The following is a 25,345-nucleotide window of genomic DNA, read 5'->3' as shown; positions in this document are numbered from 1 at the left end:
GGAATACCGGCCGGGGCCGGTTACGTTACGCCTTAGGGTCTGCCTGTTTGCCGGCCGCCCCCCCGCCTCCCGGCTGCTTTGCAGTAGCGGGCAGGCAGGACAGGCGGGCGGGGCGCAGGCGTGCCTGCACACAAACAGCTAAAAGTACGGCAATTCTGCGGCTCCTTCAGCATAAAAAAACCTCAGGATATTGCAATGTAATATTTAGCTGCAGTCTATCAGGCACCGGTCCCAAAAGGCCCGGTTACTGCTCAAATATAAAAACAAAATTTTGCCAAACAAGCAGTTAGCCCCTACTCCTTAAAGTACTGCTTTAAGAAATGCAGTGCAGTGGCTGAGACAAACAGCTCATCGGCAAGGGGAAATTGGTAGGCACTATCCGGCGACATTAGCGCAGAAACACCGCCATCTGGCTCGTTTCCAGCTGCACATCAATATGCTCCGAGAGGGTGGTGGCCAGCTGGTAGCCGGTGTACTTGGCCTGCACCGGAAAGGTGGTATGGCTGCGGTTTACCAGCACGGCAATCTCCAGGCGGCGGATGCGCTGGTGCAGAAAGGGCTTGAGGCTGTAGGCCAGCGTGCGGCCGGTATTCAGCACATCGTCGGTGAGGATAATGGTTTTGTCCTGCAGCGAGTCGGGGGCGCCATGCAGCACGATATCGGTTTGGAGGGGGGCCTGCTTGTTGAGCTCCAGACGGATAAGGCTCACCTTCAGGGGGCTGATCTCCTGCAGCACCTCCTGCAGCATCTGGGCCAGGCGCCAGCCCTGCCCCTGGATACCCACCAGCCAGAGCTCCTGCTCGTCAAAATTATTCTCGTAGATCTCAAAGGCAATGCGCCGTACTTTCTGCCGGATCTGGTCTTGGGTGAGGATGGGGGCCATAGGATGATGTTGAGTGTGGAGGTTAATGCATACGAAGTGATACCTATCCTGTCAGCAAAAGAACATCCCTTGCGCGCCAGGAATGGGGTTCATACGAATTCAAACTCCCTGCCGGCAAATTAAATAAAGTATTTATAGAAACGTAAGGTTGCATTCTTTTCCTGTTGCCGGCGGTTTGGCACAGCCAGCTTCCCCAGCACTCCCAATCTGCAGGCTTATCCGCAAGCTGCGCTCCAGCACATAGCCAATCCAAAGCAGCAGCATGGGCACTACCACATAGAACTGGCGGGGATAGGCACTTAGCAGAGAGCTTGCCCCCAGGTAGAGCAGCAAAAGCAGGACCAGTATCCGAATCTCCAGCGCCACCCGTCGCCAGCTACGGATGGTGGGTACGGCCGCAATAAGCATGAAGGTTAGCAGCACCCCATTGGGGAGAATGCGCGCCAGTGTGGCTTCCCGCTGATAGAAGTAGCTGGCCGGAATGCCAAACAGCAGCCTGCCGATATTGGCCAGCCAGTTGCGCACATACTTTACGGGATGCGCTTTGATGTTGTCGATTGCAATCCTTTTATAGGCATCATCCTTGGCCACCCCTACAAATTGAGAAACATACGCTATGTCTGCCTGGTGGTGAACTGCCAGTAAGGGGGCGCTGCAGGGCATGTTGGGCAGGCCACAGTTGGCGGTAAAAGTCTCGTTGTTCCAGTCGCCGTACTCCCCCTCTACCGGTGTGCTCATCCAGTACAGGCTCATCCCCCCGGAGTTCCCCCAGTACAAGACCCGGCCCGTAAGCGAATAGGTATAAAGCAGGTAGGGTACACACAGCAGAAAAGCTACGCCAAAGCAGTAGGCGAGGCGCCGGGCATTGGCTGTCCTGCTGATGCCTGCATAGAGCACACTACCAGCCAGCAACACCAGCACCACATAGCCGAAGATGATCTTGGTGAGGGTGAGCCAGCCCAGCAGCAGCCCGGCCACCACCATCCACCGGGTACTCGCCTCCCGAAAGGCCCTGGACCAGCAATAGGCAATGGCCGTTACCAAAAACAGCGTAAGCGGCTCCGACAGCAGGCTGGGCAGTTCCTGAAAGGCAATATAGTAGCCTGCCCAGAAGAGCGAAAGCAGCAGGGCAGTCCGCCGGGACACATACCCTAACAGGCTATGGTAGAGTAGCAGTACCGATGCCCAGTAGAGAACCGCATTGGCCAGGGTAATAGCCAGCAGGGGAAGCCCCAGCACCGCAAAGGGGAGCAGAAACAGCGGATAGCCTGGACCATTCCACAGGTTGATATCGGGTGCCGGCGGTGAATAGAAGCCCTGCAGTAAATTCTGGGCAAACTCCCAATACCTGGCCTCATCCCCATACATGGTATCGGTATGCAGGTAGAGCACCAGGCACAGGTAGAGCAGCAAAAAAGGAGTAAAAGCGCCCAGAGGGGTGTTGGGAAACCATTTTCTGCTCATGTGCATGTAGGGCGGTTATTAGCTTCTGTTGTTATTTAATTCTCAGCAGCCCATATTTCAGGATGCAGTAGAGGGCGCGCACCCCATCCTGCCAGCCAATCTTTTTCCCTTCTGCATAGGTTCTGCCGTAATAGGAAATGCCTACTTCGTAAATCCGGATGCCCGGAATGCGGGCCATCTTTGCCGTAACCTCCGGCTCAAAACCAAAGCGTTTTTCCCGCAGCACCAGGCCCTGGATCAGCTCGGTGCGGAACAGCTTGTAGCAGGTTTCCATGTCCGTCAGGTTCAGGTTGGTGAACATGTTGGAGATAAAGGTAAGAAAGTTATTGCCCAGTGTATGCCAGAAGAACAGGATGCGGTGCGGGTTACTTCCCATAAAACGGGAGCCATAGACCACATCCGCCATTCCCTTCAGCACCGGCTGCAGCAGGTCGTTGTACTCCTGCGGGTCATATTCCAGGTCGGCATCCTGAATGATCAGGTATTCGCCTGTTGCCCGGGCGATTCCCGCATGCAGGGCAGCCCCTTTCCCCCTGTTTTCCGGCTGGCATATATACAGAATGTTCAGCTCCGGGTTTGCCTCCCTATACTGCAGCACGGCCGCTTCCGTATTATCCGTAGAGGCGTCGTTTACAATGATCACTTCTTTATTAATCCCCGCCTGCAGCTGCACCCCTTTTATTTTCTCCAGGATCAGGTGTATGCTTTGCCCTTCATTGTAGGCAGGCATTATGATGGAGAGTTTCTGGATCGGGCTCATGCAGGTGTCCGTAGAGAGGGATAAAGGCCTGGCCTTCGGCAGCCAGCCCTGTGCGCAGATTCGGGAAGCTAAAATAAAAAAAGTCTTTGCCGTAAAGCAAAGACTCCAGGAGCAAATTTCGCACTGCGTCCGCACTGCCTTAGAGAGGCAGCGGCATGCTTTTCTTTTCTTTAAAGGTAGAGAGGATCACCATCGACTGCAGGTTGTCCACTACGGAGATCTCGCTTACCTTTTCCAGCATCAGGCGCTGGTAGGAGGTGATGTCCTTGGCAATCACCCGCAGCACAAAGTCGCCGGTGCCCGTAACGTGGTGACACTCAATGATCTCGTCGATCTCGCGGATGGCGTTCAAAAAGATTTCGATGTTCTCCTTGTTGTGCCCCTTCAGGCCCACATGCACAAAGGTAGACACGCCCAGGCCTATTTTGGCGGGGTCCAGCTTGGCATGGTAGCTTTGGATAATGCCGGTTTGCTCCAGCTTTTTTACCCGCTCCAGGGTGGGGGCCGGCGACAGGCCTACCTCCTTGGAGAGCTGGGCATTGGTGATCTTAGCGTTATTTTGTAGTATCTCCAGGATCTTGCGGTCGATCTGGTCGAGCTTATAGTTCATAGGTTTGGGTGTTAACGGGGCAAAATTAGTGTTATTTCGGTAATCTGCTAAAGAATATTTTGTTTTAATTTTGTTAATTCCAGGATAACAGAAGATGGTTTGGGGACCTCACCCCCCAGCCCCCTCTCCTGCAGAGAGGGGGAGCTGGCCGCCAGAATCAGTTTATCATTAGCTGGTAGCATTGGAAGGTAGCATAGGGATTGTAGCATAGGGCTGCACCCTATGCTGGGGGTATGCCGCCCCTTTGGGGCTTGGGGTGCTGGGAAAGTCAGGGGTATGCTGTTTTATTTTGGGTAGATTCTTTATAGAAACTGTGTTGGGGCTAGTATATTGCTCCGGCACCCCTGCAGCATGTGGAGTTTTGCCGTGGGGGTTAATGATTTTTTGTTCTGGCTCGCTTAATGCTTCCGTATGCATATTCCTTTTGTCGACCTGCACGCCCAGTACCTTAGCATCCAGGCTGAGATCGACCGCGCAATCCGGCAAGTGCTGGAAGGGGGGCAGTTTATCGGGGGCAGGTGGCTGGAGGAATTCAGCGAGGCCTTTGCGCGCCTGCATGGGGTACGTCACTGCATTCCGGTAGCCAATGGTACCGATGCGCTTTACATCAGCCTGAAGATGCTGGGCATTGGCCCGGGCGATGAGGTGATCACCCCGGCCCTGAGCTGGATCTCCTCGGCCTCCTGCATCAGCCAGTGCGGCGCCACCCCTGTCTTTGCCGATTGCGAGCCTGGCTATTATACGCTTGATCCCGCCCGGCTGGAAGCCCTTATCACCCCTCGCACCCGGGCCCTTATCCCCGTACACCTCTACGGCCAGCCGGCCGATATGGACCCGATTCTGGAGATTGCCCGCCGCCACCAGCTGCTGGTGCTGGAAGACTGTGCGCAGGCCCACCTGAGCCGCTACAAGGGCCAGCTGTGCGGCACCATGGGCCATGCGGCCGCTTTCAGCTTCTATCCTACCAAAAACCTGGGGGCTCTGGGTGATGCCGGCTGCATTCTCACCAATGATGCGGCGCTGGCTGAAAAGTGCCGGCTGTTTGCCAATATGGGGGGAGTAAAGACGCACCAGATAGAGGGCATTAACAGCCGCATGGATACGCTGCAGGCCGCCATTTTGCTGACCAAGCTCCCGCACCTCCCACGCTGGACCGAATCCCGCATCCGCCTCAGCCAGCGCTATAGCGAGCTGTTGGCCGGTAGCGGCCTGCAGCTGCCGCCTGTGCGGGAGGGATGCACCCATACCTATCATCTTTATGTGGTGCGCAGCCGGCAGCGAGATGCCCTTAAGGCCTATCTTGAAAGCAAAGGGATCGGCACAGCCCTGCACTACCCCTCCCTCCTGCCGCTGCTGCCTGCCTATGCTCACTTGAGGCACACACCCGAAGAGTATCCAGTGGCGGCGGGCTATCAGCAGGATCTTCTATCGCTGCCGCTGTACCCGGAGCTAACTAAACAGGAGATTGTTTATATTGCCGAAACCATCATAGAATTTCTTACCTAAAGGGAGCTCCCCTTGCCCAGTGCCATGATCAAGCCCATACTTCGAAGCATATACCGCCAGCTCCCCTTCAAAAAACAGTTATTTCATATCATCCGAAAATTCTGGAAACCTCATCCTTCGCTATATCAGCACCTACATTTTCAGGGAGTATTTAAGGTGCCTATTGATAAAGACCATTCTTTCCTGATGCGCCACTACGGCTACCAGATCGAAAATGAGCTCTTTTGGAGCGGCATACAAGGGGGGTGGGAGAAGGAATCGCTGGGGATTTGGGTAGCACTTTGCCAGAATGCTACTACTATTCTGGATATTGGCGCAAACACCGGTATTTATGCCCTGATCGCCAAAACTGTGAACCCACATTCGCGCATATATGCCTTTGAGCCTGTAAAAAGGGTATACGAAAAACTGGTTGCGAACAACACCCTTAACGGTTACGACATCCTATGCCTAGAAAAAGCAGTTTCTGATGCTGACGGAGAAGCCATTATTTATGACCTGCCCAGTGAGCACGTGTACTCGGTAACCGTCAATAAAAACCTGAATGCCCCTACTACCAGCACCATTGAAACCAGGATCAGGACCATCAAGCTGGCAAGCTTCATCGAGGAAAATGGATTGGATTCAATTGATCTGATCAAAGTTGACGTGGAGACCCACGAACCGGAGGTTCTTAAGGGAATGGAGCATTATCTACAGAAGTTTCAGCCCACCCTACTCATCGAAGTACTGACGGAAGAAGTGGCTGATCAGCTAAACACCCTCCTAAAAGACTTACCTTATTTATACTTCAATATCGATGAGAACAAGGGCATCAGGCAGGTGAACCAAATCGGCAAAAGCGATTACTACAATTTTTTATGTTGCGATCATGCTACTGCCAGTATGCTCAAGCTGCTATAATAGCATCCTTCCGAGAGCCTTATATTCTTTTCAGAAGAGCATGATAGAGTGTTTTATACTTCTCTACTCCCTCTGTAAGAGAATACTGCTCCTGCGCTACCAGTCGCAGAGACTCTCTAGGCATGGCTAAAATTTCCGGCAGCCGGGCAATTGACTGTGAAAAGGTCTCACTATCCAGTGCTGGAATCAGCAGGCCTGGATGCACCGCCCTGGTTACGGCATCTGTATCCCCTACCCCGGCATTGCAGAAGACGGGAATGCCCAGGCCCAGCAGTTCGGCATGCTTGGTGGGCGAGGAGGCCTGCTTGGAAAAACTGGGCCGGATAAAAAAGACCGAGAAATCACTCAGGCAGGCCAGCACCGGCACCTCCTGGCGGCTTGCCGCTACTACTTTAATTTTCGTAGGATCAATTCCCTTCTGGCGGGCAGCGCTGTATACCTGCCGGGGATCGTCTTTGGTGATAAACAGGAAGGTGTAGCGGGGATGTGCTGCCAGCAGCACGGCAAAAAAGTCCAGCATTTCGTCCAGCATGTACCAGGTACCCAGGCTGCCCAGGTAGCTGACAATCCTGTCCCCAGCCTGCACCCCAAGTGTTTGCCTGGCCGCTGCTTTGTCCGTCTCCGAAACCCGTTCGTACGAAAAAAAATCCAGGTCGGCACAGCAGGGAATCACTTCAATGGGGGCACTCGTCCACCTATTTTCCCGGATGATCGCTTTACCCGCCTCGGTCAGGGACACCACCGCGGCGGCTTCTTTAAAGAACTCCCGCTCCTTCTGCTTGAAAAAACGGTACACCTGCCGGTAGAGGGGGTTCTCCAGCTTCCACAGCCCTCCTTCTACCCGCTCTTCCACCCAGAAGCCCCGCATATCGAACAGGAAGGGGATGCCAAAGCGGCGTTTTACTCGCAGACCGATGAGCGCGCTGATGTAGCTGCGGCAGTGGAGCAACTGCACATCATAGCGTTTCAGCAAGCGCTGCACCTGCCGGTACATGGCCCCGATGTCCCAGAGGGTAGAGAGCACGGGAGGGCGTTTGTGGTAGCGCAGCGGCTCCCATTGCAGCCTTTCCCCTCCCTTTTCCCGGATCAGGGCGGCAATGCTGGCTTGGTGCTGGCGGAAATTCTCTTCTTTTTCGGCACTCACAAGTATGATGCTGTAGCCTGCCCCAGCCAGCCCAAAGAGGTAGGGCAGCACCTGTGACTGGCCCAGGGGGTCAGTCATGCCATCGTAGCTGATGTAGAGGGTAGCCTTAGGTTTTTGCATGGTTGTGGTTCTCGAGCCAGTACACCAGCACCACCAGCAGCCACAGGCGGTTGTAGAGGTAGTCTTTCCCGCCCAGGTAGGCCTGCAGGTAGGCCTGCACTTTTTGGCTGTCAATAAAGGGGTAGCGCTTCAGCACCTCCGGGTTCAGGTAATCGCTGAGCAGGTAGCGCAGCTCCCCCTTGAGCCACTGCTGCAGCGGTATGGAAAAGCCCCGCTTGGGCCGGTCAAAAAAGCGCCGGGGCACATAGTCATACAGCACCTCTTTCAGCAGGTACTTCGTAGTGCCCCCGCGCTTGCGCAGGTCTTCGGGCAGGTTTACGGCAAACTCCAGCAGCCGCAGGTCCAGCAGCGGCGGCCGCACCTCCAGCGAATTGGCCATGGAGGCCCGGTCCACCTTTACCAGCAGGTCGTCGGGCAGGTAATACTGCAGATCGAAGAAGGCCTGCTGCTCGGCCGGGCTCAGGCTGCGTGCCAGTGCGTTGGTATAGGGCAGGGCCGAGGAGCCCGGCAGGTCCACCAGGGCCTCAATTTCGGCAGCTGTAAAAAAGTACTGCTCCTGCGAAAAGATATGCGCCGGCAGATCCTGCGCCGCTACCGGCTCAAATAAGGTTGCCGCCCGCTGGTAGGTGGGGCTCATGCGCTTCAGCAAGGGGGGCCAGAGCGCTTTGGTATGGCGAATGGCCGGGTGCGCCAGGCGGCTGGCCCAGGTATACATGCCGTAGCCCATAAAGAGCTCATCGCCCCCATCGCCGGCCAGCACCATTTTCACATGCCGGGAGGCAAAGCGCGCCACCAGGTAGGTGGGAAAAGCCGAGGAGTCGGCATAGGGCTCATCATAGAGGCCCAGCAGCTCTTCCACAATGTCCAGGCACTCCTTGGGGCTCACCATCAGCGTATGGTGCTGCGTTCCCAGGGTGCGGGCAATCTCCGCGGCATACCGGCTTTCATCGGCCTGTTTGTTTTCAAGCCCTACCGAAAAGGTATTGACCGGGCTGGCCGATACCGACTGGGCCACGGCCGTTACCAGGCTGGAATCAATACCTCCGCTCAGCAGGCTGCCAAAAGGCACATCCGAGATCATCTGGCTGCCGATGGCGCACTGCAGCAGACCCTTTAGCGCCTGCTTCGCCTCCCCTTCGGAGGAGGCCGACACCTCTGCCCGCACCACATCTTCCAGCCGCCAGTAGGTTTGCCGCTGAAGGCCCGCCGCCGAAAACTGCAGCAGGCTGCCCTGTGCCATTTTCTCCACTTCCCGATAAATAGTGGCCGGGCGGGGTATGTAGCCCAGGTGCAGAAATTTTTTGATCGATTCCAGGTTCAGGCTCAGGTCCATCAGCCCGGCGGCCATGCCCGTAATGGCTTTCAGCTCCGAGGCAAACAGCAGTGTTTTGCCCGTTTGGGCAATAAAGAGGGGCTTAATGCCCAGCTGGTCCCGGCACAGGTGCAGCACCTGCTGCTGGCGGTCGTAGAGCGCAAAGGCAAACATGCCCCGGCACTGCTTCACAAAGTCCATTCCCCGGCGGGCAATGCCTTCCAGCAGCACTTCGGTATCGGACTGGGTCTGCAGCGGTACGTCCAGCTGGCTGGCCAGTTCCTTAAAATTGTAAAGCTCCCCGTTGTAGATGAGCACCCAGCGGCCGCAGCGCGACTGCATGGGCTGGTTAGCAGCCGCTGTAGGGTCCAGGATGCTCAGGCGCGCATGCCCCAGCCAGACGGGTCCTTCGGCAAACTCGCCCCGGGCATCAGGGCCCCGGTGGCGGATGCAGGCCAATGCCCCGGGCGGGTGCTGCTGCAGTTGCTCCCGCTTGTCAAATGAGATAAATCCGACCAGTCCGCACATAGGCTACCCCCTCCCCTCCTCGTACAGCTTCAGCAGGCAATCCACATGCCGGTCAAGCGAATACTGTTTGGCCACTTCGCGGGCCAGGGCCGATTTCTGGAGCAGCAGCTCCTTATTCCCGCACAGCCTGTTCAGGATCTCCTCCAGCTCGTCGGCAGTACTGTAATAATAGGCCGCCTCGCCGGCCGTTTGCCGCAGCATGGGCAGGTCGGGCAGTATGGCCGGCAGGCCGCTGCTCAGGGCCTCGATCAGCGCCACGGGCATGCCCTCGTGCAGCGACGACATAAAAAAGGCATCGTAGCGGTTGTGAAAATTGGAATCGACCGTCTGCAGGCCCAGCAGCCGGATGGAGCGCAGGCCCTTTTCGGCAATCATCCGCTCCAGCTGCGGGCGATCAGCCCCCTCGCCGGCCACCTCTACCTGCACCGGCAGCTGCGGACGGGCATGCAGAAAATTGATCACAAAGCCGTGGTTCTTGGGCAGGCGCAGGTTGCTGACGTTCAGCAGCTTCAGGCATCCCTCCTCCTTAGGCGTATAGCTGTAGCAAAACTTGCGGGAAGCAAAATTGTGCAGCACTACATGCCCCCTGGTCCGGCCCAGGGTGCTCACCATATTGTCGTAGACCGAGGGGGAAACCGAGATCAGCACATCGGGCTGGTGGATGGTGGCCCTGTCCAGCTTATGGCGCCATTTGGAGTAGTACTCGTGCGCGTTGTAGTAATGAAAGCTGTGGTAGGTATTCACCAGGCGGTAGCCCCCGCTGCGTCCTAAACGAGAAAAGAGCGAGGAATTGATCAGGTGCGCATGCACCACCTGTGGGGCAAAGCGCTTCACCAGCCGGCGGTAGCGGGGCAGGGCACTCAGCAGGCTGGCAGCCCCGCTAATGTTGAGGCAGTCTACGGCACAGTATTGCCGGGCCTCCGCTACCAGCACTCCTTCCTGCTGTAGCGTAATAATGCGGCAGCGATGCCCGCGCCGGCTCAGCTCGGCCACGGTATCCACCACCAGCCGCTCGGCGCCCCCCATAGCAAGGGTATCGATCACAAACAGTATTCTCATGCCTGCAGGGGGTCTGGGGGTGTTGACAGGAGCATAGCCGGTAGCGGTACTCGACAGGGGGCGTTCAGCATAGGGTCTAATCAAAAAGCAAATGGGGCTGGCAGCTCCCCTCAGGGCCGGCTGCCAGCCGGTTGTTTTGTTAAAAACTGTGCAAGGTGCGTCCACAGCAGGGGCAGCGCGGGCGCTCTGGCTATAAAAGTAACAATAAAAAGGTAAAGGCCGCTACCCAGTACAAGTTTAGCGCCAAAAGCGGCCCACAGCCCCTCTACGGGCGGCAGCAGGTAGGCGAGCAGACCCCAGCAGGCCCCTCCGCTCAGGCTGTAGCGCAAAAACAACCCCAGCTGCCGGCCCAGGGAAAGGCCCAGACTCTGCTGCACATACCAGGCACTCAGCACAAAAGAAAACAGGGACACCAGCGCATGGCCCAGGATAATGGCGCCAATGCCCAGCCAGACCGTAGCTGCCAGCAGCGACACGGCCAGCCCCTTGTTGATCAGCTCCTGCTGCAGCATTCGCTGCGGCTGGCCCCGGGCCACCAGCACATAGCCATTCAGGGAGTAGCCCGGCAGGAACAGGCCCACCAGCACCACCAGCTGCAGGTAGGGCGCCACGGCAATCCACTTTTCGGTAAAGAGCAGCAGCACAATCTCTTCGGCGGCCAGGGCCAGCAGCAGCAGGATCCAGACCACCGAAAAATGCAGGATGTGCCCCACTTCCAGCAGGGCCCCCTGCAGGCGCCCGGCATCGTCCTGCATTTTGGAAAAGATAGGAAAAAACACCCGGCTGAAAATGGCCCCGATGGAAACAATGGGAATGTCTTTGGTGGCATGGGCCCGGGAGTAGTAGGCCAGCTGGGCCGGGGAGTAGAGCTTGCCGATCAGCAGGGGGTAGAGCTGCACTACCCCTTTGTTGAGCAGCCCGCTCAGCATCAGCGTATAGCCGAACTTCAGGTGGTGCAGCACCCGCGCGGGCGAGAGCTGCAGGCGAATATCGGCCCGGATCAGGACCCAGAGCAGGCCGGTGCTTACGGCCGAGTAGGCCAGCTGCCGCCCCACCAGGCTCCAGTAGCTAAAGCCCAGCAGGGCCAGGTACACCCCCAGGGCGCCCGAGATCAGCACGCTGCTGCCCGTAACCAGCGCCAGTTTTTTAAAGGCCAGCTGCCGGTAGAGGCATACATACTGGATTAGCGCCAGCGCCTCGCCCACCAGCATGAGGGAGAGCACGCGCAGGGGGTCTGTCAGGCGGGCATCTCCATACCAGCTGCTCAGCCAGGGGGCCAGGAGCCAGAGCAGTCCGGTGAGCAGCAGGGAAAAGAGCAGGTTGGCCCAAAAGACCGAGGAGAGGTCGCGCACCGATACCCGTTTGCGCTGGATCAGGGCCGCATCCAAGCCCCCTTCCATAAAAGGACGCAGGATGGCAATCACCGCCATCAGGATGCCCACCAGGCCAAACTCCTCCGGAGTAAGAATGCGCGCCAGCACCACCGAAAAGGCAAACTGGAAGAACTGGGCCCCGAACTTATCGATGCTGGCCCAGAAAACACTGGATCTCCCTTCGGTCCGGAGGCTCATGAACGTATCAGTGTTTTGGCAATCCCCAAAAATTTCCGACTCGCCACAAGCCCAGGCTCTTTTTTCAGCGCCCAGATCAATTTCCGGAGGGCCTCCCTTTTGTAGCCGCCCATGGCCAGGTGCAGGCTCCAGTAGAGGTAGGTGTGCAGGCGAAATCGCTGCACCCCCTTTTGCTGAAAGGCCTGCTGAATGGCAGGCTCTGTGCTTACCAGTTCCAGCAGCGCCTCCATGCGGGCGCCAAAGCGGGACTTATCGATCCGCAGTACCGAGCGCTGGGCATGCTGCAGCATATACGCGCCGATGGCCGGATGGTAATAGAGGGGGTATTTGGCGGCCAGGCGCAGCCAGAGCTCATAGTCTTCGGAGCCGATCAGGGCAGGCGATTCGTTAAAACGATCCTGCTCCAGGATCTCCCGCCGGCAGAATACCCCAATGCAGCTCAGGAAATTACCGCTCAGCAGTTGCTCATTCAGCTGCTCGCCCTTGTGCAGGGAGCGATACAGGAGCCGCCCCGCTGTATCCTTTATCTCATAGCCTAGGTGAAAGAAGACTGCCTTGGGGCGCTGCTGCAGAAAATTTACTGCTTCCTGCAGGCAACGGGGGTAATAGCCGTCGTCGGAATCCAGAAAGGTAATGAATCTCCCTTTGGCCTGGGCAATGCCCCAGTTGCGGGCTATGGCCCTTTCTTCATTTTGTTTAGGCAGGTAGCGGAAGCGGGCATCTGTTAGAAAGGGGGCCACCACCTGGGCGCTTGCATCGGTGCTGCCATCGTCTACTACCAGCACCTCAAAGTGGGGGTAGGTCTGCCCCTGTAGGCTCCGCAGCGTATCGCCGAGCGTGGAAGCCCGGTTATAGGTGGGAATCACAATGGAAAACAGCAGCTCCGGCATAGTGTATACAGCGGGAATAGGGATCAGCCACCGGCATAGAGCGCCAGCAGCTTTTCTTCCATCTGTTCAAAAGTAAAGAATTCCTGCACACTTGCCCGGCCTGCCGTCACTAACTTTTGCCGCAGGGCCGCATCAGCCAGCAGCCGCACAAGCGCATGATAGATAGCCTCGGTATCCTGAAAGGGCACCACCAGCGCATTGTGTTCATGGCGAATAAACTCCGGAGCTACCCCGGACAGCGTAAAAACCGAAGGCACCCCTACAGCCAGGGCCTCTACATAGGTTTGGCCAAAGGCTTCGGAATGGGCATCGATAGGGGTATGCACATACACATCCAGCAGGCCATACAGGGCCGGAATATCCTTTTCAAATGCAATCTCGGTATAGGCATGAGCGGGCAATTGGGCCAGTTGGGCTTTTATGGCGCCAGCCCCATCTCCTTTGGCATTGGCCAGCAGGAGATGTGCCTCCGGATATAGGCTTCGCAATTTCTGAAAAGCCGGAATAATGTGCTGAATTCCTTTCCAATGGGTATAGCGGGCAATTACACCTATTACAGGAGAAGCTGTTAACGGAATCTGGTGCCGGCTACGAACGGCCTCCAGCCGTTGGTGATCCGGGGCTGAAAGCTGATCCAGCTTAAACCCATGATGGATCAGGCGCAGCTTCTCCGGAGACACCCCCTCCTGTTTCTCCAGCACCTCCGCTACGTTTCCACTGATGGCTACAATAGCGGTGGCTAGGCGGTTGATCGCTTTATCGTAGTATACCGCCCGTGGAAAATAGACATGATGAAGGGTAGCATGATGGCGGGTATAGATGCGTTTGGGAACGCCGGCGAGTCTGGCAGCCAGCAGACCAGCGAGGTTGGCATCGAATAAATGGGTGTGGACTATATGTGGGCGCTGTTTTCTGAGGTACCGCCATATTGTCCAGATCACTACCGGAAGGGCCCCTTTCCCCTTGTAGGGGAGATAGAGCACAGGGATGTGGTTCCGGCAAAGAAACGTATGCAGATAGCCAGGCGCGGGACCCAGTAAGATGAACTGTAGGGCATAGCTGCTGCGAAGCGCCTCCGAGCAGGCCAGCCACTCAAAGGCCAGCGCCTTATCAATATTCGAGATAATATAGACCAGTCCCGGCTTCTCCACGGCTCAGGACTTTAGGGTATTGGCATACACCACCACATCATACAGCTTGTAGCGAAGCTTTTTTGGCAGCAGGCTAAAGGGGTTTGCACCGTCGATAGCCTTTATCCACCAGGGGTGACGGAATAGCGCCAGCAGGGCCTGCTTTCCCTTGCCTGGCGTTGTAGCAGGTGGTGGTGCATATGCTGGATTGAGTTGAGCCAGCAGCCTATGGTTTGCCTGGTATTCTCTTTGGCGGTAAATAAAGCGCCCCAGGGTAAAGAAATCATCATGCCAGCTCAGAGCCTGCTCTAAGAAATAAACGGGTACATTCGCCTGCACTGCCCGCAAGGCTAGATCCTGATCTTCGGCATCGCGCAACTGTTCATTAAAGCCTCCTAACTCAAGAAAGAGCTTATTTGGTACCGAAAAATTAGCAGCCGCTAAAAACACCAGGGGTTCAGGCAAGGGGCCCTGAACATTTACCAGCGGGCGTGTCCATTTATAGGAAAGATGAGCCTTATACCTGTGAACGTCTGTTATACAGCGAGCAGGATCTTCAGGCGTTATGCCCACCCCAATGCTATTGGGTACTTGCTCATGATGGAGCAGATGTTGCTTGACACAATCTGGTTCCGGCCGCATATCATCGTCAAAAAAGATCAGTAACTCTCCGTTTGCCTCCCGGGCTCCCCGATTGCGAACGGCGGCCCTTCCCTTATTCTCCTGCACAACTATCCGAAATGGAGATAGAGCAACACTGGCAGTTTCCAGCAATGCAACCGTATGGTCAGTCGATCCGTCCACCACAATTATCGTTTCAAAACATTGATAGCTTTGGCGCTCAAGCGCATGGAGCACAGTCAGTATTTTGTGTGCGCCATTGAAAGTGGGTATGATCACAGATATCTTCACAGCTAGAGAAGACTGTTGAGAACCCGCAGCACTCTAAGGTGTAGGGGATGATAATACTTTTGTAGAAACAAGTCGGTATTCTGTAAAATCAATTTTTTGCTATTTGCGCTGCTGCCTCCCATATGGTGAAGGATCTCAGCCTGTGGCACAAAAACAACTTTCCTGTTTCGCTTTCGAAACTCCATGCACCACTGGATGTCCTCGCCATACATAAAGAAATCATCTGGTAATTGCTGATTGGGAAAGTTTTCCAGATCGGATTTCCTGAACATAAAAACCGTTCCCCAAACCCAATCCACCTCCTGCAACCGATCATAGCTAAAGAACGGGCCTAACAGACACCGCTGTCCCCACCTTCTAAAAACCTTCTGAAGTCTCAGGAGTTCAAAAAGCGATACTTTCCAGTTTGGGAAACGCTGACAGTTATGCTGAAGCCTACCATCTGGATAACGTAACTTCCCAGTTACAACTCCCACATCAGTATGTGCAGTGAGATAGTCCGCCAGAATCTTAACGGCATTATTAGTTAATTCGGCATCACTATTAACGAGTAGTATTACCTCACCCTTCGCATATTTAATACCCAGGTTATTTCCTTTGGCAAATCCTAAATTAGCTTTTGTTTTAATTAATCTGACAGAGGGAAAATCTAAAAGAAATTGCTCAGGTTCACACTCGGTAGAATTATTATCTACCAGAACTACTTCATAATCTACTCCCTTAGTATGTTCTAGTATGCTGTAAATACAGGCGCTGGTAAGCTTATAAGTATTATAGTTTACAACAATTATTGAGATAGCAATGCTCATGACTTCATTTTATAATAGAGCATTTTAAGCCTAGCAATATTCCTACTATTTCTAAGACTAATCTGAAAATCAGATACAGGAAATTTAGGAACCTTAAAATTATCAATAAACTCTGCAGCAGTTGTACCCATTTGAAAATCCAAGGCTGGCCAAGCAACAGGAACTGCAGGATGAAAATTCCTCACATAGAAGTAGTTATTTTCATCTAGCGCTTTCCATAAATCAAAATAACTTTTCCTTTTTTTTACTTCATGCAGCTCCTCAGAAGAATGCCCCCAGTTATTGATTTTAAACCATAAATCATCCTCATTTCGTGCCCAAGTCTCATGGACAACATAAAAGGGTGAAATCATATTGAAGTAACCGTTATGTCTTGCCCTCTCATACTTGGGACTTGTCGTAGCAAAAGGGGCTGATTCGGGAATACTATTCAGAAAATCAACATATAAAAAACCACCATTCACCTGTTTTATCAAAGGCACATAATTTGCCAGAACATTAAACGGCTTCTCTTTACCCGTAGGACATGGGTGAAGTTTTTTTAAGTAGTTAACAAAATTCTCAAAATCTAAAAAATATTCATCAGCATCGATTTGGATATGCCAGCCTCCCGTACCAAGTGCTTCAGCCATTGCAGTTCTTTGAAGATTACAATTTTCTCTTGTAGTCCTGCAGGTATCAGAAAAGTCTTTTTCAATAAGCAAGATTTTATTATCCTTATCAATCTCCTTTAAAAAACCATTGAATTTGTGCTCATTAAACTCAAAATGATTCCCGGCCCAAGATTTACGATCCTTATCTAAGGACAAACAAATCCTGTCAGCATAAGGATAGACCAAGGGCAGTGAAGTTTTTAATAACTCCCAGTCATAAGCAACACAAAACCCAACTTTTATTATTAACGAATCAGACATTACATAATAAGCTTTACACAAAGGAGATAATACTAAGGATTCAAAAGCTAAAATTATCTACAAAATATATTTTTCCGAAGGATATTCATAATTATAATGACTGATACTTGAAGAATGAGCGTTGTAAGCTTTATCAATAGTGGTCAGCTTTCCCCATAAGCCTTCCACAGAATAGTAATCCCTATCAATTGTAACAGTACAAAGCTTGCTTCTAAGTTTATCAAGATTTAGAATAATAAAATTACCTCTATAAATATATTTAGAATGCCTAAAAGCGTACATATTTTTATTGGCTGGATTTTCATCTTCCCTAAACAAATTTACTCCATATAATTCATAGCCCCTTGCAAAAACCTTTATAGCATCATCATATTTATGCATAATAAAATATCGCATGAGCGCTCTCCAATCACTAACAGGCTTTGAATTAGGCTTTGTCACACCTTTACTATGTATATATGTAAGCACATTATATCTTGACAAATCAATTCTACTTCTAAATTTTTCAAGTCCTAAAATTTCACCGTAATTAGAATTGTTCTGAGTTATAAAGATTTTAACAATTTTAGGATAATTTATTTTTAGATAAATATAAGCAAAAGGGATCAAGTATAATTTTCTCAAGTCAAAGGAAACATTAATAACAATTTCATCTTGAGGCACTTCCTGAAGTAATTCCTTAGTTATCATTTTCCAAGAATTTACTAAATAAATGTGATAAAAAGAACAGACTTCATTCTATGCTAGGTTCTGGTCTAAGATGCTTACGAGTAAAATAGTATAAAAAATCAACTCCATATAAGACTGACTTAAATGTATTTCAGGGTATTTTTTCTTCTTTTTTAGTACTGCATGTATATGCTGCATTACCTGTGAATGACAAAGGGAAGACTAATATTAAAAGTAACTCACATCGTTTTCACCCTGTCATAAATCAATCGAATTGTACTTTTATAATCTAGCATCAAACTCTCGATCAATACATACAACGAGTGGAATGGTTTATATTCAGATCTATATTTATATTGCAAGTGCCAGTTATAGAGTAATTTACTTCTATTCAAGAACTTTTTAAGCAAAAAAGAATCTAGTTCCCCTTGCTCCTTATAATAACTGAAGATTAAGAGTCTTAATTCAAACAAATTTTTTTCAAACTTATTTTTCTCAACCACTTCAGTTTTTGTGAAGTTCCCTTGCCATTTCCTATGTTTTAGAAAAAGAGTATCAATATGAAAGATTTCGCAATGGCACCCTAATCTATACCACATTTCAATGTCTCCGGAATCATGAAGAGAAAATTCACCATACCTGTCTATTAATTCTTTACGGATCAACCCAATGCCCTGCTTTAATATATTATATTGAAATATACCATCTGGCCCAAGCTTAACCAAATCTATGCATCTAAAAGCATTGTTAAGTGCAAAGGCTGGAGCTTTGTCCAAGAGAACGTTTATTGGTACATTTTTTTCATTAATAAGAATATAATTACCAGTAACAACTCCTACATTCTTCTCACTATCTAAAATCCTTATACAATGCTCTAAAACTGTGGGCTCCCAGACATCATCAGCATCTAATTTTGCAAAATATAACCCAGAGCAGAATTTTAGCCCTTTATTCCAATTTGGCATCATGCCAATATTCACATTATTCCTATAAAGTTTAATTCTTGGGTCACTATTGGCATACAAATTACATATCTCATATGTTTTATCTGTAGATGCATCATCCAGTATAATAAGTTCAAAGTTCCTGAATGTTTGGTTTAAGACAGATCTGATTGCATCTTCAACAAACATCTCCGTGTTATATACAGGTATAAGAATAGAAACTAAAGGCTGAACACTCATAATATAGTGTCTATCACATGAATTTGTTTAAAATTCTTCTTACAAAAGATTGTTTGATAGTATTAGCTGGCCAGTGTAAAGCTTTAACTGAATATAGTTCTTTAGGCCCATTAGATTTATTTTTTTTAATATAGTTTGACAAAAACGGAAAGAACTGATATTCCTCAAGGAGTAATTCTCGAGCGTGTACAATAGCATCTATATTTTTTTTCCATCTCTTATTTGCTACTGCTTCTAAAATAATACTTAATGCCTCATCAGGTTTTTCTATATCTATTTCTATATATGCTTCTTTAGGAAAATAATCTGCCAGATTAGGACACCCATAATAAATCGGCATTGTAAAACTCAAAAACAATCCGCTACCTTCTCAGTCCAATAATTTCCAAATACCCCATTTTCAACTGCAATTGAGTACTCATAATTAACCAATCCATCCCACTTGGTGTCAATAGATTTAAACCCCTTACCATATAGGTCAAAAGTTAACCTATTTCTTAAGTACTCTAAAAAATTCAACCGCTTATCATGCCCTGGAACAAATCTTTTATTACTAGTAATCCATGAGATACTATCGGTTTTAAAAACATCCTTGTAATTCAAAGACTTAAGATATGAATAATCTTTCCCTACCCACCAAGGCACACAGGGGATGGCTTGAGATTATATTACTACTTGTTACGGGAAATTGAGTTAATACCGTATTGAAACACTTAAATCTTTCTTCAAACCACATGAATGCATCATATGGAGGTTCTTGTGTTAATAAAAGAGTATTTTTCTTGTTAATATTTAATGCTAGATCTCTTACTGGAAAACTTAATACTACTAGGTAATCATATTCCAAATCAGGTATTTCATCATTCTTATTTACAAAAATAAACTCCATATCTCGCCATATCCCATCACCTAATGGAGTCTGCTGCTTAATATTAGGATACCCCCAACTCTTTACTACCAAAACTCTCATATTGATATTTCCTAGCCACTAACTGATCAAATAAAGAACCAGAATCTTTTTCTCTTTCTCACATATATTTCATCACAGACAAGCTTATTTACTTGTTTATAACCATATTTAGCCATCATCTTTTTCAGATCATCCCCAAAATAATTATTCTCAATAGTAAATACATTTATATCTCGATAATGTAAATCAGCAGATTCAATTATTTCTAATTCACCGCCTTCTGTATCAATCGAACAAAAATCTACTTTCGATATATTGTTTTCATCCAAAATTTGATCAAGGCGTTTACATGGAATTTCTATAATATCTTTTTTTCCTCCGTGAATTTGGATGCTATTATTTATTCGCTCAATATGTGCGTCGTCATATTTTTCATTCAGCCCACTTAGCATCTCAGCATAACCTTCAATTTTTAAAAATTCGTTTATGCCTACCTTATTCGAAACACAGATGTTCATAGTTAAACAATTCCTATTTTGTTCCAACTTAGCATAAGCCGAGGGGTGTGGTTCAATACATAATCCATTCCATCCACATTCTTTCTCAAAGAAATAAGTATTACTATAAGTTATGCCATCATTAGCTCCAATCTCAATAAAAAATCCAGATTCTTGACCTTTGAAAAATTTCTGGTATATGTATTGATCTTGTCCGTATTGAGAATAAAATTTATGCTTTGTCATCTACTTCAAACTTTGATTTCAATTCTACAATTCCTCTTACATTGACTGGATATGGAGCCATTGAGCTTTTTGCACCAACTATATGTATTTTTAGTAAATCTGTAAAGTTACCTACGCACAAATTAGATGCTATATATAAACCAATACTATATTCTCCTTCAACAAATGGCACACTCTCTATTTCTCCTGAAATATTAACAAGACTTCCATCAGTAGTTATTTTGTGTAATCGACTATCTCTAAGGTCAATAATGGCAATTCTTTCTTGGTATTGATTATAAAAAAGAAGAGCTACGCTAGAAATAGGATTAATTACTTTACTTTCTAAAACTATATTAAAGAGTATATTCCCAAATAACTCTACATTTTCATCGCTAAAAGTAAATTTATTTAACGAGCAATACTCATTCAGCTGATAATTGAATTTGTTATTATAGCTAATATTTGAATCTTTTTTAAGGTAATTTGTAATGGTTTCTAATGCTGTTCCTTTATATTCAATCAAACCATTATGCAAAAACACCCCTTTGGAACAAATATTTTGAACAGCGTTCATATTATGGCTAACAAAAACAATGGTTCTCCCCTCTTCCCTACTCACTTCATCCATCTTCCCAAGACATTTTCTCTGAAATTCAGCATCCCCCACGGCCAGCACTTCATCAATAATCAAGATCTCTGGTTCCAAGTGCGCTGCTACAGAAAAGGCCAACCTCACCTTCATCCCCGAGCTATAGTGCTTTACCGGAGTATCTATAAATTTCTCTACTCCGCTAAAAGCTACTATCTCATCGAATTTGGCTTTTACCTCCCGCCGCTTCATGCCCAGGATTGTGCCGTTCAAATAAATGTTTTCCCGGCCGCTTAATTCCGGATGAAAACCGGTACCCACTTCCAGCAGAGAGGACACCCGGCCATTAATCTCATAGCGCCCGGTGGTAGGCTCGGTAATGCGGCTGAGGATTTTCAATAAGGTACTCTTGCCCGCTCCGTTTCGGCCAATGATGCCGACGGCCTCTCCCCGCCTGATCTCAAAATTAATGTCCCTGAGCGCCCAGAATTCCTTTTCTGTCTGCGCCTCCAGCGGGCCATTCCTATTTCCGGTGAGCCTGTTAATCCAGCCGGAGAAACTGCTCCGTAGGTCGCCGCTCTTCGCCTGGCCTATCTGGTAGCGCTTCCCCAGGTTTTCTACACGTATGGCTATATCACTCATGTTTAGACAATGTCGGCCATTACCCGTTCAACTTTTCTGAAATAAAAGAGCGCACTCACAAAAAGCAGAGCGATCAGGCCAAACGAGATATATGAATAGACTGAAAGGGCATCTACTCCCAGGACCGACCAACGAAAGCCCTCCACTACCCCTGCCATGGGGTTAAGGTAATAGAGAACAACTGCCCACTCAGGCAGGCTGGCAATGATGGTCTTGGCCGGATAGGCAATGGGGGTAGCATAGAGGCCAAACTGTACCAAAAAGGGCACCACATGCTGAAAGTCGCGGTAGCGGATGGTAAGGGCACTGAGCCAAATGCCTACGGCCAGCGCCGATATGATGGTAAGCAGGATAAAGAAGGGCAAATAAACAATGTTGACTGAAGGCGTCACCCCATAGATCAGCATCAGCACGGCCATAAACAGGAGGGCAACAACAAAGTCCACAAAGCCTACAACCGCCTTGGAAAGGGGGATCACCAGGCGGGGAAAATAGATCTTTTTCACCATTTCCTGGGCGCCAATGATGGAATTGCCCGACTGATTGAGCACAAAGGCAAAGTAGGCCCAGGCCGACATGCCCGCAATGGCAAATACAGGATAAGGTATACCTCCCGTATCTACCTGCACAGCCATGCCAAAAACCACGGTAAAGATAAGTAGCGTAGCGGCCGGTTGAATAAAGGCCCAGAACAGGCCCAGAAAGGTCTGCGCATAGCGTACCCGCAGATCACGGTAGGCCAGTACCCAGAATAAGTCCCTGTAATGCAGCAGCTCCCGCAGGTTCAGCGAGAGCTTCCCCTTTCCGGCATCAACAACAGTTCTTTGCATAGCAAATTTAAGAAGCAGTATCCTCGAATCTCAAATTTACTACTTTATCCTTAATATATCACACAGCCCAGATGAGAGAAACACTTTACAAATAGCAGGCAATAAATAGTATTTTAAAAACAATTAATTATCTTTATAACTACATTAATTCATTGCTCCTATGCATGCATTTTTACTGGACACCGGCTTTATGCTCCTATTTTTTGGGCTTTATCTCCTGGGCTGCTGGCTGATTGCATCGGCTATTGGAGAGCGGGGCGGGCATGTACGGCTTACCTTTTTGATTTGTTTGCTGGCGACCCCTGCCATAGGCCTGCTCATGTTGCTTTTTTACAAACCGCAGGAGGATGTGGCTATGCCCCTGCCCGACAAGCAGCTGGAAGAAGCCCAGAAGCTGCAGCTCTTGAAGACCTCAGGCCTGATTTCGGAGGAAGAATACAAGGAGCGGATCAGCAAGCTTACTTTTTAGGAGGCATAATAAGACCTCCTGGGGGACCAGCCCTTAACAAATTGAAAAGCCAGTCTTTTTACACCACAAACTGATCGGCCCGGTATCCACTCCCCTTCCCCTTTTCCCGAAACCAGCCCACCGTTTCCTCCAACCCCTTCTCCAACCCCCACTCCGGCTGCCAGCCCGTTAGCTGCTTGATTTTTTCATTGGCCCCCAGCAGGCGAAATACCTCACTCTTTTCGGGCCTCAGCCGCTCCTGCTCCTGCACAATGCGGGCCTGGGGGTTGATGAGCTGAATAAGCTGTTGTGCCAGCTCGCCCATGGAGATCTCCTGCTGGGTGGCGATATTGATCTCCTCTCCAATCGTTTTGGCTGACTTGGCAATGGCATGAAAGCCCCGTACGGTATCCTGAACATACACCAGGTCCCGCGTGGGCCGCAGATCGCCCAGCCTGATCTCCTCCACCCCGGCCAGCAGCTGGCTGATGATGGTGGGGATGATGGCCCGGGCCGATTGCCGGGGGCCGTAGGTATTGAAGGGCCGCACGATGGTAACGGGTAGATCGAAGGAACGGTAAAAGGACTCGGCCAGGCGGTCGGCGCCGATCTTGGTAGCGCTGTAGGGCGACTGGCCCTGGAAGGGGTGCTTCTCGTCGATGGGCACATACTGGGCCGTGCCATAGACCTCCGAAGTGGAGGTGACCAGCACCCGCTGCGTGTTTAGCTGGCGGGCGGCCTGCAGCACGTTGAGTGTGCCTTTGATGTTGGTGTCCACATAGCTGTCGGGCGAGTGGTAGGAATAGGGGATAGCAATGAGGGCGGCCAGGTGGTATACCTCCTCGATACCCTCCATAGCGGTACGCACGCCATTGGGGTCCCGGATATCGCCGGCAAAGAACTCGATCTCGGCTTTTACCTTCTCGTCGATCGTATCCAGCCAGCCCCGGGAGTTGAAGGAGTTGTAGTAGACGAAGGCACGTACTTTATAGCCCTGGGCGACCAGGTATTCGGTGAGGTGGCTGCCAATAAAGCCATCGGCGCCGGTGACGAGTACTGTTTTTTTCATTTTAGCGGCAACTGGTCATTCTCTTTACGCTTGTATCTGTGTGCAACCCCCTGTGCTTATTTCTTTCGCAGCCAAACCGATAGCTGCATTCCTTTATTGGTTTTGGCCATATACCAGCTGAAGAGCGGGTGCAGGACTTTGGGGATGTGGAAGATATCGCACACATGATACTCGTGGAATGCAATCTCGAAAGGAAGTTTTTTGGCTAGCTCCTGAAAAGAGCGCAGGCTGAATTCGTAGAGATGAAAAGGCTCATGCATGGGACTGAGATTTGTCACATAGTTGGTTCCTTTGAGCCGGTAATAGAAATTGAGCAGGCTGGGCATAAAATGTTCTGAAGATGGCACTTCTATCTGAATGATGCCGCCCGGCTTCAGCCAGCCAAGCGCCCGCTCGATGCTGGCTGCCGGCTGGTAAAGATGCTCCAGCACTGCGCCAAAAGTGATGAAATCGAAAAAGGAAGCCGGATAGTCCAGCTCTTCCATCATGCCCTGAGAAAGCCTTTCTGCACGGATGCCCATCTTGTCAATGGCTTTTTCCCGAAAGGGGATGGAGGGTTCCAACCCCCAGACATCGAAGCCGGCATTCTGAAGCGAAAGCATGCATTTGCCCAATCCGGCACCAATATCAAGGGCTTTGAGTCCCTGCTGCTCGGGAAGCAAGCGTTTGGCAATCGCAATCTCAGAAGCAAAATACTCCGGATGGTGGGTAAAATACTCTTCTTTCCAATAAGCTTCCGGAGGCACTCCGTAATGGTCCTGGATATCGAAGGGTATGGGCTGAGGATTGCTGTAGATGAGTTTGCAGTTGGTGCACTGCAGAACCGAGGTAGTAATGCCGGAATTTGCTTTCGGGTTGAGCCCCTGCGACTTATTCATGCGCTGCCCCAGCACTTTATGACCACTGGTTTCATCCCCACACATGGCACAGCGGGCTATGTCCTCGAAGTAATATCTCAGGGCATGCATTTCTTTCATATCTAAAGCAAACGAACAATTAAAGGCTTACCAGCCCTTCCTGCACCAGCAGCTTGGCCCATTTCCAGTCCAGAGGGGTATCCAGGTCGGCGGATTCCAGGCGGCTCATTTCATAGGGACGCAGCTTTTGGAACTCGGCCAGGCTCTGATACTTCCGGAGGGACTCGGCCTTGAGCACATAGACCGCTCCGTTGAGCTCCCAGACCCTGGGGCAGTCCTGCCGCCGGACAAAGATACCTTTTTTACTTTTCTGGAGCCAGCCTTCGCTAGTTTCTTCAAAAAGGGTGAAATAGGGGTTGCTTTCGGCCTCCTGCACCGATACGACTCCGTCCAAACCGGGCCCATACAGGGCCAGGGCTTCCTGAACATGCCGGGCAGTGCGGAAAGGCGAGGTGGGCTGCAGCAGCACCAACACTTCATAGTGGCAGCCCCGCAGCTGCTCCATCTGCTCCAGGGCATGCAGCAGCACAGGATAGGTACCGGCCTCGTCGGTGGCCAGCTCGGCCGGGCGCAGAAAAGGCACCTCGAGCCCCCACTTTTCCCCTACTTCCGCAATGGCCGCATCATCCGTTGAAAGGCAAATATCCGCCGGGCTCCCGGAGCAGGCCAGGGCCGTTTCGATTGCATATCCGATCAGCGGCTTGCCGAAAAAGGGCTTCAGGTTCTTGCCGGGGATGCCCTTGGACCCCCCCCGGGCGGGGATGAGGTAGAGTGTTTTCATTTTTGTCGGGTAAGGTTGTTATGGGGTGGCGGTTGGTCTGAATTTGGCCTGCTGCTTCATGCCATT

Annotated in this window: 27 protein-coding genes; 3 read left to right on the top strand and 24 right to left on the bottom strand. The window is 50.4% G+C overall.

Features of this window, described 5'->3' with window-relative positions; all coding sequences use genetic code 11:
* Nucleotides 1–388: 388 nt before the first annotated feature.
* The 4 genes from ADICEAN_RS05465 to ADICEAN_RS05450 all read right to left on the bottom strand — a co-directional run bounded on the left by ADICEAN_RS05465 (nt 389) and on the right by ADICEAN_RS05450 (nt 3,717).
* Nucleotides 389–883, bottom strand: a complete 495-nt coding sequence (locus ADICEAN_RS05465; RefSeq protein ID WP_009194543.1) for a phosphoribosyltransferase family protein — start codon at nt 881–883, stop codon at nt 389–391.
* Between the two features lie 132 nt (nt 884–1,015).
* Entirely contained in the window at nt 1,016–2,347 is a 1,332-nt protein-coding gene (locus tag ADICEAN_RS05460) for an ArnT family glycosyltransferase (RefSeq protein ID WP_051068798.1), read from the bottom strand.
* Between the two features lie 31 nt (nt 2,348–2,378).
* A complete protein-coding gene (locus ADICEAN_RS05455; protein ID WP_009194541.1) occupies nt 2,379–3,107 on the bottom strand; it encodes a glycosyltransferase family 2 protein in 729 nt (242 codons plus the stop codon).
* Nucleotides 3,108–3,246: 139 nt separating this feature from the next.
* Entirely contained in the window at nt 3,247–3,717 is a 471-nt protein-coding gene (locus ADICEAN_RS05450) for an Lrp/AsnC family transcriptional regulator (RefSeq protein ID WP_009194540.1), read from the bottom strand.
* Nucleotides 3,718–4,128: 411 nt separating this feature from the next.
* Here ADICEAN_RS05450 and ADICEAN_RS05445 point away from each other — a divergent pair, with 411 nt between their 5' ends.
* Nucleotides 4,129–5,223: a DegT/DnrJ/EryC1/StrS family aminotransferase gene (locus ADICEAN_RS05445; protein ID WP_009194539.1), complete on the top strand. Its 1,095-nt coding sequence runs from the start codon at nt 4,129–4,131 to the stop codon at nt 5,221–5,223.
* Nucleotides 5,224–5,247: 24 nt separating this feature from the next.
* Nucleotides 5,248–6,126: an FkbM family methyltransferase gene (locus ADICEAN_RS05440; RefSeq protein ID WP_009194538.1), complete on the top strand. Its 879-nt coding sequence runs from the start codon at nt 5,248–5,250 to the stop codon at nt 6,124–6,126.
* Nucleotides 6,127–6,145: 19 nt separating this feature from the next.
* Here ADICEAN_RS05440 and ADICEAN_RS05435 read toward each other — a convergent pair whose 3' ends face one another.
* The 17 genes from ADICEAN_RS05435 to ADICEAN_RS05365 form a co-directional block, all read right to left on the bottom strand.
* Nucleotides 6,146–7,390, bottom strand: coding sequence for a glycosyltransferase (locus ADICEAN_RS05435; RefSeq protein ID WP_009194537.1), 1,245 nt, complete (start codon nt 7,388–7,390; stop codon nt 6,146–6,148).
* Nucleotides 7,377–9,230 carry an asparagine synthase (glutamine-hydrolyzing) gene (gene asnB / locus ADICEAN_RS05430; RefSeq protein WP_009194536.1) on the bottom strand — a complete coding sequence of 618 codons (1,854 nt, stop codon included), beginning with the start codon at nt 9,228–9,230 and terminating at the stop codon, nt 7,377–7,379. The genes ADICEAN_RS05435 and asnB overlap by 14 nt, the downstream gene beginning before the upstream one ends.
* Nucleotides 9,231–9,233: 3 nt before the next feature.
* Nucleotides 9,234–10,289, bottom strand: a complete 1,056-nt coding sequence (locus ADICEAN_RS05425) for a glycosyltransferase (protein ID WP_009194535.1) — start codon at nt 10,287–10,289, stop codon at nt 9,234–9,236.
* A 110-nt stretch (nt 10,290–10,399) separates the two neighbouring features.
* Entirely contained in the window at nt 10,400–11,860 is a 1,461-nt protein-coding gene (locus ADICEAN_RS05420) for a lipopolysaccharide biosynthesis protein (protein WP_009194534.1), read from the bottom strand.
* Nucleotides 11,857–12,750 carry a glycosyltransferase family 2 protein gene (locus ADICEAN_RS05415; protein ID WP_009194533.1) on the bottom strand — a complete coding sequence of 298 codons (894 nt, stop codon included), beginning with the start codon at nt 12,748–12,750 and terminating at the stop codon, nt 11,857–11,859. The genes ADICEAN_RS05420 and ADICEAN_RS05415 overlap by 4 nt, the downstream gene beginning before the upstream one ends.
* Nucleotides 12,751–12,773: 23 nt before the next feature.
* Complete coding sequence (locus tag ADICEAN_RS05410; RefSeq protein ID WP_009194532.1) at nt 12,774–13,901, bottom strand: glycosyltransferase family 4 protein; 1,128 nt, start codon at nt 13,899–13,901, stop codon at nt 12,774–12,776.
* 3 nt (nt 13,902–13,904) lie between these two features.
* Nucleotides 13,905–14,780: a glycosyltransferase family 2 protein gene (locus ADICEAN_RS21715; protein ID WP_161622664.1), complete on the bottom strand. Its 876-nt coding sequence runs from the start codon at nt 14,778–14,780 to the stop codon at nt 13,905–13,907.
* Between the two features lie 14 nt (nt 14,781–14,794).
* Nucleotides 14,795–15,601 carry a glycosyltransferase family 2 protein gene (locus ADICEAN_RS05400; protein WP_009194530.1) on the bottom strand — a complete coding sequence of 269 codons (807 nt, stop codon included), beginning with the start codon at nt 15,599–15,601 and terminating at the stop codon, nt 14,795–14,797.
* Nucleotides 15,598–16,515, bottom strand: a complete 918-nt coding sequence (locus ADICEAN_RS05395) for a hypothetical protein (RefSeq protein WP_009194529.1) — start codon at nt 16,513–16,515, stop codon at nt 15,598–15,600. The genes ADICEAN_RS05400 and ADICEAN_RS05395 overlap by 4 nt, the downstream gene beginning before the upstream one ends.
* Before the next feature lie 57 nt (nt 16,516–16,572).
* A complete protein-coding gene (locus ADICEAN_RS05390) occupies nt 16,573–17,205 on the bottom strand; it encodes a hypothetical protein (protein WP_009194528.1) in 633 nt (210 codons plus the stop codon).
* 218 nt (nt 17,206–17,423) lie between these two features.
* Nucleotides 17,424–18,368: a glycosyltransferase family 2 protein gene (locus ADICEAN_RS20965; protein WP_009194527.1), complete on the bottom strand. Its 945-nt coding sequence runs from the start codon at nt 18,366–18,368 to the stop codon at nt 17,424–17,426.
* 13 nt (nt 18,369–18,381) lie between these two features.
* Nucleotides 18,382–18,708 carry a hypothetical protein gene (locus ADICEAN_RS05380; RefSeq protein ID WP_040396320.1) on the bottom strand — a complete coding sequence of 109 codons (327 nt, stop codon included), beginning with the start codon at nt 18,706–18,708 and terminating at the stop codon, nt 18,382–18,384.
* Between the two features lie 8 nt (nt 18,709–18,716).
* Entirely contained in the window at nt 18,717–19,013 is a 297-nt protein-coding gene (locus tag ADICEAN_RS23840; protein WP_394330744.1) for a glycosyltransferase family 10 domain-containing protein, read from the bottom strand.
* A complete protein-coding gene (locus ADICEAN_RS22275) occupies nt 18,976–19,338 on the bottom strand; it encodes a hypothetical protein (protein WP_152426322.1) in 363 nt (120 codons plus the stop codon). The genes ADICEAN_RS23840 and ADICEAN_RS22275 overlap by 38 nt, the downstream gene beginning before the upstream one ends.
* Before the next feature lie 26 nt (nt 19,339–19,364).
* Nucleotides 19,365–20,021, bottom strand: a complete 657-nt coding sequence (locus ADICEAN_RS20960) for an FkbM family methyltransferase (protein ID WP_009194526.1) — start codon at nt 20,019–20,021, stop codon at nt 19,365–19,367.
* Nucleotides 20,008–21,234, bottom strand: coding sequence for an ABC transporter ATP-binding protein (locus ADICEAN_RS05370; protein ID WP_009194525.1), 1,227 nt, complete (start codon nt 21,232–21,234; stop codon nt 20,008–20,010). The genes ADICEAN_RS20960 and ADICEAN_RS05370 overlap by 14 nt, the downstream gene beginning before the upstream one ends.
* Before the next feature lie 2 nt (nt 21,235–21,236).
* Nucleotides 21,237–22,064 carry an ABC transporter permease gene (locus tag ADICEAN_RS05365; RefSeq protein WP_009194524.1) on the bottom strand — a complete coding sequence of 276 codons (828 nt, stop codon included), beginning with the start codon at nt 22,062–22,064 and terminating at the stop codon, nt 21,237–21,239.
* Between the two features lie 160 nt (nt 22,065–22,224).
* Between ADICEAN_RS05365 and ADICEAN_RS05360 the strand changes: the two genes are divergently transcribed.
* Nucleotides 22,225–22,533, top strand: coding sequence for a hypothetical protein (locus tag ADICEAN_RS05360; RefSeq protein ID WP_009194523.1), 309 nt, complete (start codon nt 22,225–22,227; stop codon nt 22,531–22,533).
* A 58-nt stretch (nt 22,534–22,591) separates the two neighbouring features.
* On the opposite strand, the gene ADICEAN_RS05355 is transcribed toward ADICEAN_RS05360, so the two are convergent.
* The 3 genes from ADICEAN_RS05355 to ADICEAN_RS05345 form a co-directional block, all read right to left on the bottom strand.
* Nucleotides 22,592–23,581 (bottom strand): NAD-dependent 4,6-dehydratase LegB, encoded by a 990-nt coding sequence (locus tag ADICEAN_RS05355; protein ID WP_009194522.1) that lies wholly within the window; start codon nt 23,579–23,581, stop codon nt 22,592–22,594.
* 56 nt (nt 23,582–23,637) lie between these two features.
* Nucleotides 23,638–24,504: a class I SAM-dependent methyltransferase gene (locus ADICEAN_RS05350; protein WP_201766016.1), complete on the bottom strand. Its 867-nt coding sequence runs from the start codon at nt 24,502–24,504 to the stop codon at nt 23,638–23,640.
* 73 nt (nt 24,505–24,577) lie between these two features.
* The gene (locus tag ADICEAN_RS05345; RefSeq protein WP_009194520.1) at nt 24,578–25,279 is read right to left on the bottom strand and encodes an acylneuraminate cytidylyltransferase family protein; all 702 of its coding nucleotides are present in this window, start codon (nt 25,277–25,279) and stop codon (nt 24,578–24,580) included.
* Nucleotides 25,280–25,345 lie beyond the last annotated feature (66 nt).

It is taken from the genome of Cesiribacter andamanensis AMV16, assembly GCF_000348925.1.
Taxonomy (GTDB): domain Bacteria; phylum Bacteroidota; class Bacteroidia; order Cytophagales; family Cyclobacteriaceae; genus Cesiribacter; species Cesiribacter andamanensis.
This window is presented reverse-complemented; position numbering and strand designations above follow the sequence as displayed.